This is a genomic window from Streptomyces coacervatus (assembly GCF_029223485.1).
Lineage (GTDB): Bacteria > Actinomycetota > Actinomycetes > Streptomycetales > Streptomycetaceae > Streptomyces > Streptomyces coacervatus.
Window position 1 is genome coordinate 1 of record NZ_JARHTP010000007.1, and the last position, 15,510, is coordinate 15,510.

General features: G+C 70.4%; 22 protein-coding genes and 1 pseudogene. 14 read left to right on the forward strand and 9 right to left on the reverse strand.

Translation table 11 applies throughout. The features are described from left to right. Together P2Q00_RS18155 and P2Q00_RS18160 are read left to right on the forward strand one after the other, a co-directional pair. Nucleotides 1-126: pseudogene (locus tag P2Q00_RS18155) on the forward strand (IS481 family transposase); the annotation flags it as partial. Further along, complete coding sequence (locus tag P2Q00_RS18160; RefSeq protein WP_275774016.1) at nucleotides 117-539, forward strand: molybdopterin-binding protein; 423 nt, start codon at nucleotides 117-119, stop codon at nucleotides 537-539. The pseudogene P2Q00_RS18155 and the gene P2Q00_RS18160, both read left to right, overlap by 10 nt. 44 nt (nucleotides 540-583) lie before the next feature. Here the strand turns inward: P2Q00_RS18160 and P2Q00_RS18165 are convergent, their stop codons facing one another. The 3 genes from P2Q00_RS18165 to P2Q00_RS18175 form a co-directional block, all read right to left on the reverse strand. After that, a complete protein-coding gene (locus P2Q00_RS18165; RefSeq protein ID WP_275773614.1) occupies nucleotides 584-1,258 on the reverse strand; it encodes a class I SAM-dependent methyltransferase in 675 nt (224 codons plus the stop codon). A gap of 94 nt (nucleotides 1,259-1,352) precedes the next feature. After that, nucleotides 1,353-1,994: a DUF305 domain-containing protein gene (locus P2Q00_RS18170; RefSeq protein ID WP_275773615.1), complete on the reverse strand. Its 642-nt coding sequence runs from the start codon at nucleotides 1,992-1,994 to the stop codon at nucleotides 1,353-1,355. Between the two features lie 91 nt (nucleotides 1,995-2,085). Continuing rightward, nucleotides 2,086-2,418 (reverse strand): DUF6153 family protein, encoded by a 333-nt coding sequence (locus P2Q00_RS18175; protein WP_275773616.1) that lies wholly within the window; start codon nucleotides 2,416-2,418, stop codon nucleotides 2,086-2,088. Between the two features lie 281 nt (nucleotides 2,419-2,699). Between P2Q00_RS18175 and P2Q00_RS18180 the strand changes: the two genes are divergently transcribed. Together P2Q00_RS18180 and P2Q00_RS18185 are read left to right on the forward strand one after the other, a co-directional pair. Next, on the forward strand, nucleotides 2,700-3,299 hold the full coding sequence (locus tag P2Q00_RS18180) for a hypothetical protein (RefSeq protein ID WP_275773617.1): 600 nt from the start codon (nucleotides 2,700-2,702) through the stop codon (nucleotides 3,297-3,299). Between the two features lie 39 nt (nucleotides 3,300-3,338). Continuing rightward, the gene (locus P2Q00_RS18185) at nucleotides 3,339-4,073 is read left to right on the forward strand and encodes a YcnI family copper-binding membrane protein (RefSeq protein ID WP_275773618.1); all 735 of its coding nucleotides are present in this window, start codon (nucleotides 3,339-3,341) and stop codon (nucleotides 4,071-4,073) included. 64 nt (nucleotides 4,074-4,137) lie between these two features. Here the strand turns inward: P2Q00_RS18185 and P2Q00_RS18190 are convergent, their stop codons facing one another. Next, the gene (locus P2Q00_RS18190; RefSeq protein ID WP_275773619.1) at nucleotides 4,138-4,650 is read right to left on the reverse strand and encodes a MarR family winged helix-turn-helix transcriptional regulator; all 513 of its coding nucleotides are present in this window, start codon (nucleotides 4,648-4,650) and stop codon (nucleotides 4,138-4,140) included. Nucleotides 4,651-4,808: 158 nt separating this feature from the next. Here P2Q00_RS18190 and P2Q00_RS18195 point away from each other — a divergent pair, with 158 nt between their 5' ends. Further along, nucleotides 4,809-5,324 (forward strand): YceI family protein, encoded by a 516-nt coding sequence (locus P2Q00_RS18195; protein WP_275773620.1) that lies wholly within the window; start codon nucleotides 4,809-4,811, stop codon nucleotides 5,322-5,324. Between the two features lie 6 nt (nucleotides 5,325-5,330). On the opposite strand, the gene P2Q00_RS18200 is transcribed toward P2Q00_RS18195, so the two are convergent. Next, the gene (locus P2Q00_RS18200) at nucleotides 5,331-7,082 is read right to left on the reverse strand and encodes a hypothetical protein (protein WP_425579513.1); all 1,752 of its coding nucleotides are present in this window, start codon (nucleotides 7,080-7,082) and stop codon (nucleotides 5,331-5,333) included. Between the two features lie 202 nt (nucleotides 7,083-7,284). Between P2Q00_RS18200 and P2Q00_RS18205 the strand changes: the two genes are divergently transcribed. The 4 genes from P2Q00_RS18205 (at nucleotide 7,285) to P2Q00_RS18220 (ending at nucleotide 9,917) form a co-directional block, all read left to right on the forward strand. Next, complete coding sequence (locus P2Q00_RS18205; protein WP_275773621.1) at nucleotides 7,285-7,674, forward strand: cell division protein SepF; 390 nt, start codon at nucleotides 7,285-7,287, stop codon at nucleotides 7,672-7,674. 74 nt (nucleotides 7,675-7,748) lie between these two features. Continuing rightward, nucleotides 7,749-8,945: an AAA family ATPase gene (locus P2Q00_RS18210; RefSeq protein WP_275773622.1), complete on the forward strand. Its 1,197-nt coding sequence runs from the start codon at nucleotides 7,749-7,751 to the stop codon at nucleotides 8,943-8,945. Then, on the forward strand, nucleotides 8,942-9,268 hold the full coding sequence (locus tag P2Q00_RS18215; RefSeq protein ID WP_275773623.1) for a nucleotide pyrophosphohydrolase: 327 nt from the start codon (nucleotides 8,942-8,944) through the stop codon (nucleotides 9,266-9,268). Before P2Q00_RS18210 ends, P2Q00_RS18215 begins: the two co-directional genes overlap by 4 nt. 178 nt (nucleotides 9,269-9,446) lie before the next feature. Beyond that, nucleotides 9,447-9,917 (forward strand): DUF6099 family protein, encoded by a 471-nt coding sequence (locus P2Q00_RS18220; protein ID WP_275773624.1) that lies wholly within the window; start codon nucleotides 9,447-9,449, stop codon nucleotides 9,915-9,917. Nucleotides 9,918-9,922: 5 nt separating this feature from the next. On the opposite strand, the gene P2Q00_RS18225 is transcribed toward P2Q00_RS18220, so the two are convergent. Further along, the gene (locus P2Q00_RS18225) at nucleotides 9,923-10,084 is read right to left on the reverse strand and encodes a hypothetical protein (RefSeq protein WP_275773625.1); all 162 of its coding nucleotides are present in this window, start codon (nucleotides 10,082-10,084) and stop codon (nucleotides 9,923-9,925) included. A gap of 238 nt (nucleotides 10,085-10,322) precedes the next feature. Between P2Q00_RS18225 and P2Q00_RS18230 the strand changes: the two genes are divergently transcribed. The 3 genes from P2Q00_RS18230 to P2Q00_RS18240 all read left to right on the forward strand — a co-directional run bounded on the left by P2Q00_RS18230 (nucleotide 10,323) and on the right by P2Q00_RS18240 (nucleotide 13,684). Beyond that, nucleotides 10,323-11,243, forward strand: a complete 921-nt coding sequence (locus tag P2Q00_RS18230; RefSeq protein WP_275773626.1) for an LLM class F420-dependent oxidoreductase — start codon at nucleotides 10,323-10,325, stop codon at nucleotides 11,241-11,243. Between the two features lie 422 nt (nucleotides 11,244-11,665). Then, entirely contained in the window at nucleotides 11,666-12,337 is a 672-nt protein-coding gene (locus P2Q00_RS18235) for a DUF2637 domain-containing protein (protein WP_275773627.1), read from the forward strand. A gap of 562 nt (nucleotides 12,338-12,899) precedes the next feature. Continuing rightward, nucleotides 12,900-13,684 (forward strand): IS5 family transposase gene (locus P2Q00_RS18240; protein WP_275773628.1). Its coding sequence is split into 2 segments (ribosomal slippage): nucleotides 12,900-13,251 and nucleotides 13,251-13,684, totalling 786 coding nucleotides; the frame shifts between segments, so codons are not numbered across the junction. 5 nt (nucleotides 13,685-13,689) lie between these two features. Here the strand turns inward: P2Q00_RS18240 and P2Q00_RS18245 are convergent. After that, a complete protein-coding gene (locus P2Q00_RS18245; protein WP_275773629.1) occupies nucleotides 13,690-14,070 on the reverse strand; it encodes a winged helix-turn-helix transcriptional regulator in 381 nt (126 codons plus the stop codon). 74 nt (nucleotides 14,071-14,144) lie between these two features. On the opposite strand from P2Q00_RS18245, the gene P2Q00_RS18250 reads away from it, so the two are divergent. Together P2Q00_RS18250 and P2Q00_RS18255 are read left to right on the forward strand one after the other, a co-directional pair. Then, nucleotides 14,145-14,897 carry an NADPH-dependent F420 reductase gene (locus P2Q00_RS18250; protein WP_275773630.1) on the forward strand — a complete coding sequence of 251 codons (753 nt, stop codon included), beginning with the start codon at nucleotides 14,145-14,147 and terminating at the stop codon, nucleotides 14,895-14,897. After that, nucleotides 14,897-15,022 (forward strand): hypothetical protein, encoded by a 126-nt coding sequence (locus P2Q00_RS18255; protein WP_275773631.1) that lies wholly within the window; start codon nucleotides 14,897-14,899, stop codon nucleotides 15,020-15,022. The genes P2Q00_RS18250 and P2Q00_RS18255 overlap by 1 nt, the downstream gene beginning before the upstream one ends. 16 nt (nucleotides 15,023-15,038) lie before the next feature. Here P2Q00_RS18255 and P2Q00_RS18260 read toward each other — a convergent pair whose 3' ends face one another. Together P2Q00_RS18260 and P2Q00_RS18265 are read right to left on the reverse strand one after the other, a co-directional pair. Further along, complete coding sequence (locus P2Q00_RS18260; protein WP_275773632.1) at nucleotides 15,039-15,191, reverse strand: hypothetical protein; 153 nt, start codon at nucleotides 15,189-15,191, stop codon at nucleotides 15,039-15,041. Nucleotides 15,192-15,272: 81 nt separating this feature from the next. Beyond that, nucleotides 15,273-15,488, reverse strand: coding sequence for a type II toxin-antitoxin system prevent-host-death family antitoxin (locus P2Q00_RS18265; protein WP_275773633.1), 216 nt, complete (start codon nucleotides 15,486-15,488; stop codon nucleotides 15,273-15,275). Nucleotides 15,489-15,510: the final 22 nt, after the last annotated feature.

A 15,510-nucleotide genomic window follows, 5' to 3' on the forward strand; every position in this document is an offset into this window, starting at 1 on the left:
CAGGCTGAACGGCACGCAGCATTCGCCGGCTGGCTGCACACCTACAATCACCACCGCGGACACACCGCGCTGAAGGGCCAGCCACCCGCCAGCCGCGTTCCTAACCTCTCAGGGCAATACACCTAGCCCGCCCGGCCCGCCTGACCGTGCTCGATCTGCTCGGCTGGCCGCAGCACCGGGTGCGGGTCGCCTTCGAGTGCCGCACCAGCGGCGTCCAGCACCACACGTTCGCCGGGCCGCTCCTGTACGACGTGCTGTCCGACGCGGGCCCCGGCTTCGACCCCGTCCGCCGCAAGGACCGGCTGCGCTTCCTGATCGCCGTGAGCGGCACGGACGGTCATCACACGCTGCTGACCTGGGCCGAGATCGACCCCGACTTCGCCCACGCGCCCGTGCTGCTCGCGGCCTCCATCGACGACACCCCCCTCGACCGGGCCGGACCGCAGCTGGCGCTGCCGCAGGACCGGTGCGGGGCCCGCTACATCAGCGGGATCCGGGCAATCCGGGTGGACGGGGGCTACCCGCGTCCCGAAGCCTGAGCCACACCAGGTCCCGCCGTGCCGGACCGACGCGTGCGTGTGATCTATCGCCTGGCCTGGGTCACCCGCCACAGCCTGCGGGGCAGTTCGCCCTCCTCGAAGGCGTGCACCCCGTGCAGATGCCAGCCCTTGGCCAGGTCGTGGATCAGGTCCGCGTCGAAGAAGTGCACGGCGAAACCGCCGTGTTCGTAGATGTTGTCGCCGTGGGAGACACCGGCGCCGAAGTGCGCGTCTCCCGTGTGCCGGACCGTGTAGACGAGGAGCCCGCCGGGGCGCAGCACCCGGGCGGCCTCGTCGACGACGGCCCGGATCTCCCGTGTCGACAACGCCATGCACAGCAGCATGTGCGCGAACACGGCATCCACGCAGCCGTCGGGCAGCGGCAGCGGATCGCGTACGTCGTGCACGGTGGCCGTGACCCGGTCCGCAAGGCCGGACTCCCTTGCCGCGGCGGTGAGTTGGCCGAGGGCGGTGGCGCTGAAGTCGGTGGCGTGCACGGTGAAGCCCTCGCGGGCGAAGAACAGCGCGTCCCGGCCATGCCCGGCACCGAGTTCGAGGACCGTGCGGGCACCGGCGGCGCGGAAGTCGGCGGCAGCGTCCCGGGCGGCCTCGGAGGGCTGCGTGCCGTACATCCGCGGATGCGCGGCGTAGGTCGCCTGCCAGTGTGCGCGCTGGGTGTCGGCGATGCCGGGGTCGTCCTGGCGTTCCTGATCACGCATGGTCGCCTCGTCGGTCCGTGAGTGCGGCGGGGGGATTTGTGAGTACGGCGGGGTGGGAGGGGCCGGCGGGGACACCGGCCCCTCCCACGGGGTGTCAGCCCTTGCCGAGGAGCTTGTTCATCTCCGTGATCTCGGCGGTCTGCGCGGTGACGATGCCGTCGGCCATGGAGGTCGCGGGGCCGTAGGAGCCCTTTGCCTTCTCCGTCCCGGCCATCTCCACGGCACCCTTGTGGTGCTCGATCATCATCGTCAGGAACATGGTGTCGAAGTCCGCGCCGGACGCCTTCGCCAACTTGGCCATGTCCTTGCTGTCCATCATTCCGGACATGCCCGAGTGGGCCGAGTGGTCCATGCCGGGCATGCCGGGCATGGCCGAGGGCACGGACCGGCCCCAGGACTTCAGCCATCCGCTCATGGTCCGGATCTCCGGATCCTGCGCCTTCTCGATACGCGAGGCGAGATCCTTGACCTTGGCGGACGAGGCCCGGCCGGTAGCCAGCTTCGCCATCTCCAGGGCCTGCTGGTGGTGCGGGATCATGCCCTGCGCGAAGGCCACGTCCTGCGCGTTGTGAGCGGCGGCGCCCGACGAGGCCGACGACGAGGCGGAAGCGTGGCCGTCGTGGCCGCCGCTGCCGCTGTCACTGCTGCCACCGCAGGCGGTGAGGACGAGTGCGGCGGCGACGGCGGTGGCCGTGAGACCGGCCCGACGGACCATGGACATACGGGTGTTGCGCATGCTGGAACTCCTGCTGTGCTGCGGAAAAAAGGGATCTGGACGTGCCGAGGCGCACCGCGCGCGTACAGATGGGCGCGGTGCCGCGTGGTGTCTAGATCCGCAGGAGCTGTAGTTCCGCCAGGGAGGGCGGCGCGCGCGCACCGTCCGGGGCCGCGCCCGCGTACGGGCAGGGGACATCGGAGGGTACGGGCACTGCCACCGGGTCCGCGACGAGCGCGGGCAGCGTGGGCCCGCCGCTCAACGCCCCCGACACACAGGTCTGGTCGGCGTGCTGGACATGGCCGCCGCCGCAGTCGGAGCCCGCGCAGTCGTCGTGCACGGCGACCGCAGCCGTCATGTGCCGGGCAGAGGAATGTTCGAGGACGGCCCCGCCGGGAGCCAGACCGTGCATGGCCAGCACCCCGGCCAGCAGCCCGAGCGCCAACCAGAAGGGGTGCGCCCTGAAGGGGCGCGGGGAACTGCGCGACCAGCCACGACGGCGCAGCAGACGACAGGCGGCCCATCGCGCCCCCGCGGCGGAACCGCAATTCGGCCCAGCCGGCGGAGCGCTCAGCACCCGCCACCGCACGGAAGGCGGCGGCGCATCGCGATGCTGTGCGGCGGCTGTCACGGCGCCCATGTTACGCAGCCCGTTCCGCGGGCCGGCCTGTGGACTTGGGGATCCGCAGGGCGGGGCCGTCCCGGCGCATGGCAGGATCGGGCGCCATGACGGCGTCTCCTTCGGTACGCGGGCTGCGCGCGGCGGTGTTCGCCGCGTTGTGCGTGCTGCTCGCCGCCGGAGGGCACGCACTGGCGACCGGGGCGGCGCCGCCCGTGTGGGTGCAGGCCTCAGGGTTCGTGCCGGTCTTCGGGGCCGGATATCTGCTGGGCGCCCGGGAGCGTTCGCTGGCCGCGATCGGCGCGGGGACGCTCCTGGCCCAGGGCGGGCTGCACCTCGCCTTCGACGCCGTACGGCCGCACAGCATGATGCTCATGCAGGGCATGTACGGCATGCATGCCATGAGCATGGGGCACTCCCACGCCCTGACCCCGCACGCCACCGCCGCCCATGTCGGGGCGGCCGTCGTGCTGACCTGGTGGCTGCGGCGCGGTGAGGCCGCGCTGTGGTCGCTGCTGCGCCGGACCGCCACGCTCGTACCGGGCCTCGCGGCCTGGTGGCAGGTGCGCGGCGGCGCGTGGGGCGTGCCGGCCGCGCCGGACGCCGTACGTCCGTGTGCCGACGGCCCGCGGCCGCTGCGGCGACTGCTGCTGCGGCACGCGGTGCAGCGGCGCGGTCCGCCGCCGGGGATGTCGTACGCGATCTGACCTCGACATCCCTTCCTCAGTACGGAGATCCGCCCACCCATGTCCACTGCACGCACCGCCCTGCGCCGCGTCGGCGTCGTCACCGCCCTGTCCGCCGCCGGTGTCCTGACCGCCGCGGCCAGCGCCTCCGCGCACGTCACCGTCCACCCCGAGAGCTATGCGAAGGGCGCCACGGACGGTGTCCTCACCTTCCGTGTCCCCAACGAGGAGGACACGGCCACCACCACCAAGGTGCAGGTCTTCCTGCCCACCGACCACCCCGTCCTCGGTGTGCTCGTCTCGCCGCCGCAGGACGGCTGGACGGCGAAGGTCACGAACACCAAGCTGAAGACGCCGGTCAAGACGGACGACGGCACCATCACCGACGCCGTCTCCGAGATCACCTGGACCGGCGGGAAGATCGGCGCAGGCCAGTACCAGGACTTCAACGTCGCCTTCGGTCAACTGCCCGACAACACCGACCAGTTGACCTTCAAGACCCTGCAGACGTACTCCGACGGCAAGACCGTCCGCTGGATCGAGGAGGCCCAGTCCGGCGGGGGCGAGCCGGAGAACCCCGCACCGGTCCTCAAGCTCACCGCCAAGGGCGCCGAGGGCGGCAGCGCCCCGACCTCGGCGGCGGCACCCGAGAATGCCGGCAGCTCCACGTCGAGCGCGTCCGGCAGCGACTCCACCGCCCGCGGGCTCGGTGTCGCCGGTCTGATCGTGGGCGTACTGGGCCTGGCAGCGGCGGCGTTCGCGCTCGTGCGGGGCCGTTCCAACAAGGCTGAGTAGCCCCGTAGTTCAGTAGCCGACCGTGCTGCGGCGGCCCTCTCGCCGCCGCAGCCCTCCTATGGCCCTACGGCCCCTCGGACTCCCCGGACTCCTTCGCGAGCTCCGGCAGCAGACCGCACATCGCCTCGTGCTGGTCCGGGCCCATGACGTGGGTCAGGGCCCGGGTGACGGTCGAGGCAAGGGTGCTCGAGGCCTCCTCCAGGAGGCGGCGGGCCTTGTCGGTGAGGGCGACCTCGATGCCCCGCTTGTCACCGCAGACCGACTTGCGGGTGACCAGCCCGGCGTGCTGGAGACAGGCGATCTGGTACGTGAGCCGGGTCTTGGGGCGGCCGAGGAGTTCCGCGACACGCGTCATGCGCAGGCCCGCCCTGGGCTGCTCGGCGAGCAGGCACAGGATCAGGAACTCGTCGTGCGAGACGTCCAGCCGCTCCTTCACGACCGAGCGCAGCTCCTGCTCCACCGCCCCCATGGCCGCCAGCATCACCATCCAGGCCCGCAGCTCCTTGGGCAGCAGTCCGCCGCCCTGTGCGGACGGGCATTCGGGCAGGTCGGCGGGGTGCTCCTCGGGGTCGGCCATGGTGTCGAGTCTACCCGTTGTCCAATTTTGGATCGGATGGTTGTCCAGATTTGGATAATAGGCTAGCGTGAAGTCATCCAAATTTGAAGCACTCTGAATGGCGCTGCATCACGGTGCATCGCTGGTCCCCCGAAATTCCCCGCTCACTGGAGAAGACCATGACCGTCGCCGTCGAAACCGGTGTCTGGCAGCTCGACGCCGCCGCTTCCACCGTCGCCCTGCGCCACAAGACGATGTGGGGCCTCGTCACTGTCAAGGGCACCTTCGGTGCCGTCGGCGGACAGGGGGAGGTGCGGGACGACGGCTCCGCCGCCGGCACCCTGACCCTGGACACCGCCACCCTGGACACCAAGAACAAGAAGCGGGACGAGCACCTGCGCTCCGCCGACTTCTTCGATGTCGCGAACCACCCCGAGATCACCTTCGCGGTCCGCAGCGCGAAGGCCGGGGCCGGCGACACCGTCGAGGTCTCCGGTCAGCTGACCGTGCGCGGCATCAGCCGTCCGCAGACCCTCACCGCGCGCCTGGCCGGCGCGGACGCCGACGCGCTCACCCTGGACACGGAGTTCACCGTGGACCGCGCCGAGTTCGGCCTGGGCTGGAACCAGATGGGCATGATCCGCGGCCTGACCACGGTCGACGCCTCGCTCCGCTTTGTGCGTACGGCGGCCTGACCTCCGTCAGCGGGACCGGCCGCCGGCGCTGTCCACCCGGAGGTGGACTTTCATGGTGGACAGCGTTTGCGGGGTCGGCGTGAACACCCGCAACCGGAGCAGGGCTTTCGGCCCCGGCAGCGGGAACCTCCCCTTGACCGGCCGGATCACATAGCTGGCCGTGGTGTGCGCGGGCAGGGTGGCCGGTCCCTTCAGGGTCGTCCAGTACTGGCGCAGGCCCTGCCCGACGGTGAGCATGAAGTGCGGTTCGAGGGCGCTGCCGTCCGTGTTGGTGACCCGCAGGGTCAGCCCGGTGAGGACGTTCGCGTCCTTCGCCGACCGGTGCACGGCGGCGATCTCCGTCCTGAGCGGCGGCTTCCCGGTCACCGCCACGACGGCGCTCACCAGCGCCGGGACGACCATCAGCGCGGCCGTCGCGACCAGCGCCGGACGCCGGTACCGGCCGGTCAGCAGGCGCGGGCGCGGCTGCCAGGCCCGCGCGAACTCGGACGGGGGCGCGGTGATCGCGGCCGCCAGCCACAGCGGGGTCATCATCAGGTAGTACCCGTCCTGGGACCGGGTCGCCAGATAGAAGGCGCACCAGGGCAGCACGGTCGCCGCCGGTCCCAGCCGGCGCATGAACAGGATCAGCAGTCCGAGCAGGGCCGCGGCCAGCAGCATGCTGGCGTGTCCGTACCAGTCGAGCCGGTCGCTGCCGTTCGTGTAGTACAGGGACACGCCCACCAGGCCCTGTCCGTGCAGCGTCGCCCCTTGGATCAGCGGCAGCGCGATGCCGGTGATCCAGGTGCCCGGCTCGCTCACGATGAAGTACGTGTTGATCAGCAGCCACACGGTCGCGGCGATGCCGACGATCCGCGCCACCACCAGCGCGGCGGCCCGTCCGCCCAGCTCGCCCCGGCGCACCGCGTAGACCCCGGCCAGCAGGAACGGCGCCAGGAACCACGGCAGCTGCTGCGCCGCACACGCGGCACCCAGACACGCGGCCCGCGCCACACCGGCCGCCCCGAGCCGCCCGCCCAGCCCGATCCGCGGCCAGCGCACCACCACCGGGATGAGCAGGGCAAGACCGGTGATCGCCGGATAGCCCTCGCGGGCGTACGTCGGCAGGAAGGAGAAGCCGAGGCACGCCATGGTCGCCGCCGAGCGCCACTGCACGGGCAGCATCCGCCACAGCACGACGGTGCCGACGATCAGCGCACCCGTGCTCACGGCCGTCGCCGGGGCGCCGCCGTGGCCGAGGAACAGCAGCGGTGCGGTGAGCAGCGGGGCGAGCGGGGGATAGCCGTACGTGTAGTCGTAGCCGCCGTCGAACGTCGTGGTGAGGGCGATGCCCTTCTTGAAGAGCCAGGGCCACGGCTGCCCGTAGACGTGATGGCCCCCGGTCAGCTCCTTGGCGGCCTGGGTGGTCAGCACCGCCTCGTCGGACCCTCCGTGGTTCATGGCCCACGCGCACAGGGCGAGGACCACGGCGATCACCAGGACGACCGCGTCGAGCCGCACCAGCGAGCGGGCCCGGCGCACGACGAGCGCCAGCACGCCGCTCACCAGGATCGCGGCGTAGCAGACCGAGATGACCACGGCCACGGCCGGACGGTGGGACTCCGCCTGGGTCCAGATCGTGCGGGTGCCGATGAAGAGACTGATATCGGCGAGCAAGGTCAGGACGCGGTGCCACTGCGCGGGCTGTTCCGGGAGGGCGGACACCGCCGACTGCGTCCGCCGACCGGGTGCCACCTGCTGTGTTTCTGCCAAGTGCACGTCATCGGACGGTAGTCGCGCCCGGTGAGCGGCATGTGACCGGAGGTGAAGAGTCCGGTGTGAGCCGGGTAAGACCTTTTTGCGCGGCCCGTCAGGATGCCCGGTTCGGTCGCGGACCGTGTCGCTATTAGGCCGAACGGGTGACTTGGCGTAAGAATTGGCCGGTGCAGGAAATGAGTGCGAGTCAGTTCGGGGGGAGCCGGTGAACAGCCACGACGTCACCGATGAACAGTGGGAGGGGCTCGCCCAGGTCGTGCCGCTGCGGGGACGCGACGCCTGGCCGTCCGCGGTGGACCATCGCTCGCTCCCGGACGCGGTGACGGAGACCCGCCGCCGTTTCGTGGTCCTCAGGGTCAATGTCTTCGCCGACGCCCGCGAGGTCGCCCAGACCCTGATGGCCGGCGTCCCCGTCCTGCTCGACCTGAGCAGCGCGGAGAGCGAGGTCGCCAAGCGCGTCCTCGACTTCAGCACCGGAGTCGTCTTCGGCCTCGGGAGCGGTATGCACCGCGTCGACCGCAATGTCTTCCTGCTGACCCCGGCGGACACCGAGGTCACCGACCTCGTGGAGAGCGCCGGAGTGTCCGGCAACTGAGCCCGTCCCCCGATCGTAGGAAGCTCCCGACGCCGTAACGGTTCACCTCCCGGGCGGAGCCCTACGGTCCGGACATGACCGTGTCATCCGTACCGCCCGAGTTGTGCTCCCCGATCCGCACCCCCGCGGACCGTCCACGCCCGGACCTGCCCTGTGTCACCGAGCTGCGGCTGTCCGCCTTTGCCGGACACCGGCGGGCCGGGTTCGCGCTCGGGCCGGTCACCCTCTTCGCCGGGAGCAGCGGCTGCGGGAAGACGAGTGCGTTGCGCGCGTACGAGGCGCTGGCCCGGCTCGGCGGTGGCGCCGAGGTGGGGGAGGTGTTTCCCGACGCGCGTGACTGTGTGCCGCAGCGGGCGCGGCCCGATGCGCAGCGGCGGCGCGGCTTCCGCATCGGCTGTACGGCCGACGGGCCCGAGGGGCCGGTCCGGCTCGACGTCGCGGTGCAGGCCGAGCCCGAACTGCGCATCGTGGGCGAGCGGCTGACCGCGGGCGGGCTGGTGCTGCTGGAGACCGCCCTGCGCGACCCCTCCCGCCGCACCGTGCAGGCCGCCTGGCACACCGCGGGTTCGGCACCCGTCACGCGGGCCCCGCTGCCCGACGACCGGCTCGGCACCGCGCTGCTGCCGCTGCGCGTGGCCGGCAAGACCGACGGACAGCGCCGGGTGCTCGCCGCCGCCGAACAGATGGTCGTCGCCCTGCGGTCCGTCTTCGCCTGCGATCCGCGCCCCGGCCGGATGCGTCCCCCCGCGCCGCTCGGCTCCGGCCTGCTCCTCGGCGGCTGCGACAACCTCGCCGACGTCCTGTGGCGCACCCGCGCCGAGTGCGGACGACGGCATGCCCAGCTCGTCGACGCCGTACGCGCCGGATGCGCGGGGCCGGTGGCCGACGTGCTCGCCGAACCGCTGGGCGACGGCACCGTCCATGCACTGCTCGACCGCGGCGACGGTTTCCGGACGGCTCTGCGGCGCCTGGGCGACGGCGAGTTGAGATACGTCGCCCTCGCCCTGGTCCTGCTGACCGGGCCGGGCGTCCTGGAAGTGGATGCCGCCGGAGAGGTGCCCGCGGCGATGCAGACGCTCACCGTCCTCGCCGACGGCTTCGACCGTTCACTGGACCCACGGCAGCGACGGGAACTGCTGCGGCTGGCCCTGCGGACGGGCGGACGCGGCCACATCCGCGTCGTGGCCGCGGTCAGCGACGCGTCCTGGGCCGCCGGGGCGGACGGCGTGGACGGGGCGGAGTCGGTCACGGTGGTACACCTGGAGACGTGACCGATCATCTCGACGTGGCGAAGCTGCAGCGCAGGCTGGCCGACTTCGCCGCCGCCCGCAACTGGCAGCAGTACCACACCCCCAAGAACCTCGTCGCCGCGCTGAGCGTGGAGGCCTCCGAACTCGTCGAGATCTTCCAGTGGTTGACGCCCGAGGAGTCGGCCCGGGTCATGGACGACCCGGACACCGCGCACCGCGTGACGGACGAAGTCGCCGACGTACTCGCCTACTTGCTGCAGCTGTGCGGGGTCCTGGACATCGACCCCCTGGCGGCGCTGGACGCAAAGATCGACCGCAACGAGCGGAGGTTCCCGGCGTCGTAGGGAGTGGTTCAGTCCACTTTCACTCTCCGCAGTCAAATTCCAGCCTGAAATCGATTTGTTGTCCACAGATTTCGGTCTTCCTCTGGCTTTTCGTCCCGCACGCCCTCACTCTGGGTAGTGGACAACGGAGTTCGGGCGGACGTGCGGGCAGCGCGTCGTGACAGACGGGGGCAGCGGCATGGACGCTGTGCGGCTCATAGTGACGAGCAGGCGTGCCCTTTTAGGGAGCGGTGGCGCTCCGGAGACCATGACCGAGGTGTGGCAGGCGCAGGCCCTGGCGCAGGCGATAGGCAGCCGCCTCGCGGTCTCCGGCCCGCCCGAACTGCGCGGCGAGGCACTGGGGTTGACGGAGCTGGCGGGCCGCGGCTGCGGTGTCCTGGACACCCCGCACCTCGCCACCGAGGACCTGCGCGCGGCCCAGCTCACCGACCTGGGCGACGCCCGCCAGGCCCTCCTCTGCCTGGGCGGCCTCCTGGGCGAGGTGGGCATCGCCCTCGTGGGACTCGCCTGCGCCGCGGACGACGAGAGCACCTACTGGCAGTGCATGGAGGCCATCGACGCGGCGGACGAGTCCAGAGACCGCGTACGGGAGATGCTGCGCAGACTTGCGGACCGGGAGGAGGTGATACCCGAGCGGGAGGCGGGCTAGGACCCTCAGCCGGCCTCGCTCTCCTCCACACCCCGTCCCGCAGACTGCAGATCCGCATCCAGTGCCGACAGGTCCGCGTTCAGCGCCGCCATCAGCTCCTCCATCTGCTGCAGCAAACCCTTCGGCCGGCCGGCACCCCCCTGCTGGGGAACGGACTCTTCGGACATGACGGCCTCCTCGGCCCCAGGCCCCTCGGGGAGGCCGAACGGGTGACATCCCGGCGACGACCGCCGGCGCGGGCGCCGGGCGGTCCGGCTCCGCACGAGCCAACGACCACCACCACAGCGGGTCACTGGCGGGGGTACGCCCCATGCCCGGCGTCGACGGATTTTCACCCGACCGTGGACGGGAGTGCCCGGAGGGACCGGTGGGGTTGACCGGCACCCTGGCGTGCAGGATGGATGCATGGATCTTCGCATCTTCACCGAGCCCCAGCAGGGGGCCTCCTACGACACGTTGCTCGCCGTGGCAAAGGCCACCGAAGACCTTGCCTTCGACGCCTTCTTCCGCTCCGACCACTATCTCCGCATGGGTTCCGTGGACGGCCTCCCCGGCCCCACCGACGCCTGGATCACCCTCGCCGGCCTGACCCGCGAGACCAAGCGCATCCGCCTGGGCACCCTGATGACCGCCGGCACCTTCCGCCTCCCCGGCGTGCTCGCCATCCAGGTCGCGCAGGTCGACCAGATGTCCGGCGGCCGCGTCGAGCTGGGCCTCGGCGCCGGCTGGTTCGAGGAGGAGCACAAGGCGTACGGCATCCCGTTCCCGAAGGAGAAGATCGGCCGCCTGGAGGAGCAGCTCGAGATCGTCACGGGCCTGTGGCAGACCAAGGTCGGCGACACCTTCGACTTCCACGGCAAGTACTACGACCTCACCGACTCGCCCGCGCTGCCCAAGCCCGCCCAGGAGAAGATCCCGGTCCTGATCGGCGGCCACGGCGCGACCCGCACCCCCCGGCTGGCCGCTCGGTACGCCGACGAGTTCAACATGCCGTTCGCCTCGATCGAGGACAGCGAGCGCCAGTTCGCCCGGGTCCGCGCCGCCGCGGAGGAGGCCGGCCGGTCCGACGACCTCATCTGTTCCAACGCCCTGGTCGTCTGTGTCGGCAAGGATGAGCAGGAGGTCGCCCGCCGTGCCGCCGCCATCGGCCGCGAGGTCGACGAGCTCAGGGCCAACGGCCTGGCGGGCACCCCGTCCGAGGTCGTCGACAAGATCGGCCGCTATGCGGAGATCGGCGCCCGCCGCCTCTACCTCCAGGTCCTCGACCTCACCGACCTCGACCACCTGGAGCTGATCTCCGCCCAGGTCCAGTCCCAGCTGTCGTAGCTGCCGTAGCTGTCGTAGCAAGAGACAGTCGTCAGAGCCGTAGCAATAAACAAAGGCGCCGTTCGACCCCCATATGCAAAGGTGAGACGGTCGTCCTGAAGGCCCCCAGGATCACCATCCTGGGGGCCTTCGCGCGTACGTCACCGCACTCGTCCACCCAGCCGGAGAGGCCCTCCGCATGTTCCTGACCAACAGCCTGACTTGTCTGTCGATGGGGCTTTGAGCTGGTCTCTTGTCCTCGGTGGGGCTCCTTTTCGGATCGGGACACTTCCCGCTTCTGCCTGGGGGTTCCCTGAAGTTCCCGCGCGAGTGTGCACGGGTTGTGCACTGGGGCGAGGCATCCGCCGGCTGGTCGGGGCCGGTGTGAGTCGGCCTGCGGGCGGCCGGAAGCCGGTGCCTCCAGGAGCTGGTCGGTGGGCGCGATGGGTGATCTGATCGACCCTCACCAGGAGCTTGCCCCAAGCCGGCGTGTCGATCTTGATGTGTGGATCCGTCCGCTGTGCGCTCTCGTGGTTGCAGGGGTTGCCGCGTACGCGTCGTATGTCCATCAGCGGAAGTTCGCGCTGCAGGGCGGAGCGGACGAGGTGAGCGCTTCGTTGTGGCCGCTCTCAGTGGACGGTCTCTTGCTGCTGGCTACAGTCGGCTTGTTGAAGCCGTCCGGACCGTGCACACGCCGAGCGCGGGGCGCTGTGTGGTCGGCCTTTCTCTTGGGGATCGGGGTATCGCTGGCTGCGAACATTGCGGCTGCCCCGGCTCTGGAGTGGAAGCCGGTGCTGGTCGCCGGATGGCCTCCGGTGGCTCTGCTGCTGTCGGTCGAACTGCTGGTGCACCGCCCGGTCGATCAGGTGGATGACGAGGTGGGGCAGGCACGAGAGGAGGGCGGCGATCCGAATGGTGACGATCCTCTGCTTGCCAGGGCTCGGATGATCGATGCCCGGCATCGGCGTCTGCATCAGCGCCCTGTCTCGGCTGAGACCTTGCGGCAGCAGCTGCATGTTGGCGCCGGTCGGTCGAGACGGTTGGCCGCTCTTGTGACGGGGAGCCAAAGCCAGGGCAATGATGCTGACGAGCTTCGTGATCCGGTGGACGGATAGAACGGACAGAGCTGACACCGCCCGAGTGACCGGAGTTGGAAACAGCGCCGGGACCGGGAAAGCGGGCTTCCAGTTTTCTTGGCGCTCGATGTCGTGCCCCGATGCGGGCCGCCTTTTCTCGGCGACGGCCGAACGCAGCCGCCGCCGACACCTCCTTGGGGATCTGGGCGATATTGCAGGATCACCATGACAGGCAGCGGCTCTGCGACGCAGCAGTCACATGTCGGCAGAACTGCACAGGTTCGAGTCCCCGGTGGGGCGCCGACAGTGGCGTCTGTACGGCCCCGGAATGGGCCGTGAGCTGGTTGTTTCCGGGATGGTGGCGGTGCCGCGGCAGTGGAGCCGTCGCCGTGGGGGTGGTTCTCGGTGAGCGCCTGGAGCAGGGGGCACGCACCGGGTCTCCGGATGTTCCTGATGTGTCGCCGGAGACCGTCGGCGGCGGTGTCGGGTTGAGCTGTGGATGGGGCGTGGTTGCGCCTGGTGGTGGCGACGGTAGCCGGGTCCGCACTTTTAGAACCCCCAACGAAATGATCTTCGAGGAGGTTGGATCACTCCGGGACTGATGAACCGGGGGTGCGGGGTGGCGCGGCCGGAGCCGTGGGAAGTCGACGACGAGCTATGGGCGGTGATCGAGCCGCTGCTGCCCAAGGTGGAGCGTCGGACCCGGCACCCGGGACGCAAGCGGCATCCGGACCGGCTCGTCTTCCAGGGCATTCTGTTTGTCCTGCACACAGGGATCTCGTGGGAGCATCTGCCGCAGGAACTCGGCTTCGGCTCGGGCATGACCTGCTGGCGCCGCCTGGCCGAGTGGTCCGAGGCCGGGGTGTGGCCCCGGCTGCACGAGGTCCTCCTTGCCAAGCTCCGCAGCGCGAACGCCCTGGGCTTCTCCCGGGCGGCGGTCGACGGCTCCCACATCCGGGCCTTAAGGGGGGCAAGACGGGCCGAAGCCCTGTTGACCGGGGCAGAACCGGTAGCAAACACCATTTGATCACCGATGCGACTGGCATCCCGCTTGCGATCACGCTGACCGGCGGCAACCGCAACGATGTCACCCAGCTCATCCCGCTACTCGAAGCGGTGCCGCCGGTGGGTGACCGCGGCTACGACCATGACAAGTACCGCCGCCTGGTCTGGGATCTCGGGGTGAAGCCGCTGATCGCCCGCCGCGGCACCGAGCACGGCTCCGGTCTGGGCACCCAACGCTGGGTCGTAGAGCGTGCATTCGCCCACCTGCACTGGTTCCGCCGTCTACGGATCCGTTGGGAGATCCGCGACGACATCCACGAAGCCTTCCTGACCCTGGGATGTGCACTGATCTGCTGGCGACGTCTGCGCTCACGCTGTTGACCGGTCTAGCGTGTAGGAGGCGGAGACTGCGGGTCAGGAGTGCATGCTGCTTCCTGGGCTGCCATAACCTCATCGCCGTACTCGAAGGCCCATGCGCCGACGACGTCGATGGGCGCCAGCAAGGTCCGACCCAGAGATGTGAGTTGGTACTCGACCCGTGATGGTGCGTCGGGGTCTGCCTGACGGTCGACCAGTCCGTTGGACTGCAGCCGGCGCAGAGTCTCGGTGAGGACCTTGGAACTGATGCCCCCGATCCGCTCCCGTAATTCGACCGGGCGCCTGGGACCGTCGCGCAGTGCCCAGAGCACCACGGCGTTCCAGGTGTTGGAGAGCAAGTCGAAGGCGAGGCGGGCGCGGCAGTCGGCAAGGAAGGCATCGGTCGTCACGTACCAAATGGTGCCCGAACGGCCTTCTAGCGTCGGTGTGAACGGTCGAAGCAGGCACGGAGAGGGACCACGTGATGAGAATCGGCGTACTGGGAACGGGCAACATGGCCGACGCGCTCGCCATCCACTGGGTGCGGGCCGGGCACGACGTGACCATCGGGGGACGGGACGTACACAAGGCGGAGCGGCTCGCGACGCGCATCGGAGGCAGCGCGAAGCCTGCCAGTCTGCGCGCAGCGGCCGAGTTCGGACAGGTGGTGCTGGCCGCGTTGCCCTTCGGGGCGGGAGTAGAAGTGGCACGGGACCTGCACGCGGCCCTGGAGGGCAAGGTGCTGCTCGACTGCTCCAACCCGGTCGGGCCGGGCTTCCGGCTGCTGACGGAGGGAGGCCCATCAGCCGCGCAGCAACTGGCTGCGGCGGCACCGGGAGCCCACGTGATCAAGGCTTTCAACCTCTGCCACGAGGACGTGTGGCGCATGCGGCCGCCCGTCTTCGACGGGCGACCACTGGCCGTTCCGGTCTGCGGAGACGACGAGACTGCCCTCGCGCGTGTGCGTGAGTTGGTACGGGACGTGGGCTGTGCAGCCGTGGCTGGCGGCGGTCTCGAACGTGCGGGACTCCTGGAAGCGACCGCCGCGCTGTTCATCGCGCTATGGGTCGGCGAGGGAGCGGATGCCCAGGCAATCGCCCCTCCTCTGGCATACGCGGCCGGACCGAGCCACCAGGAAGGGGACGCCGTGCCGCCCGCCCAAACTCAAGGCCCGCCTGGAAAACGGCGTACCGGCGGCTCGTCCGGCTGGCGGAGCTTGTCGGCCCGGAAGCGGTGATGGGCGGTACCGACTGCGGGTTCGCGCAGGGAGCGTTCATCCGCCGCGTCCATCCCTCGATCCAGTGGGCGAAGCTCGCGGCGCTGGTCGAGGGCGCGCGTATCGCCTCGGAGCGGCTGGGATGACCGAGGGCCGCCGTGACTACAGATCCTCGGGCACGAGTTCGAAAGCCGGATGGCCAGTCAGGGGCCGGACCATCCGCAAGCGGAGGTCGGTGGTGAGCGGGGCGTCGGTGCGGTAGGCGGGGACCAGGGCGACGTTCAGCGCGCCCAGGTGCGCGCTGACGAACGGCACTGCGAAGAGGCGGGTTTGCGGCGTTGCGTTCGATGAAGCGAGCCGCGACAAGGGCCTGCGTGGCTCCGGCACAGGTCGCGATCAAGCTCGCGTGCGCATCCTCTGGAGGGCGGCATCGATCTTGTCATCGGTGAGATCGGGCAGACCGAAGCCGGGCAGTTCGGTGTCGCTCAAGGGGACCATCCACGCTACGGGGACGCTGTTCTTGGTGACGGTGGCGGTCTCGCCGCGGGCCGCTGCGGTGGGGATCTGGGAGGAGCGCCGACCGGCCCGTTGCGGCCGTTCCCTGTACGCCATGGCGCACTTCGTACAGGGATCC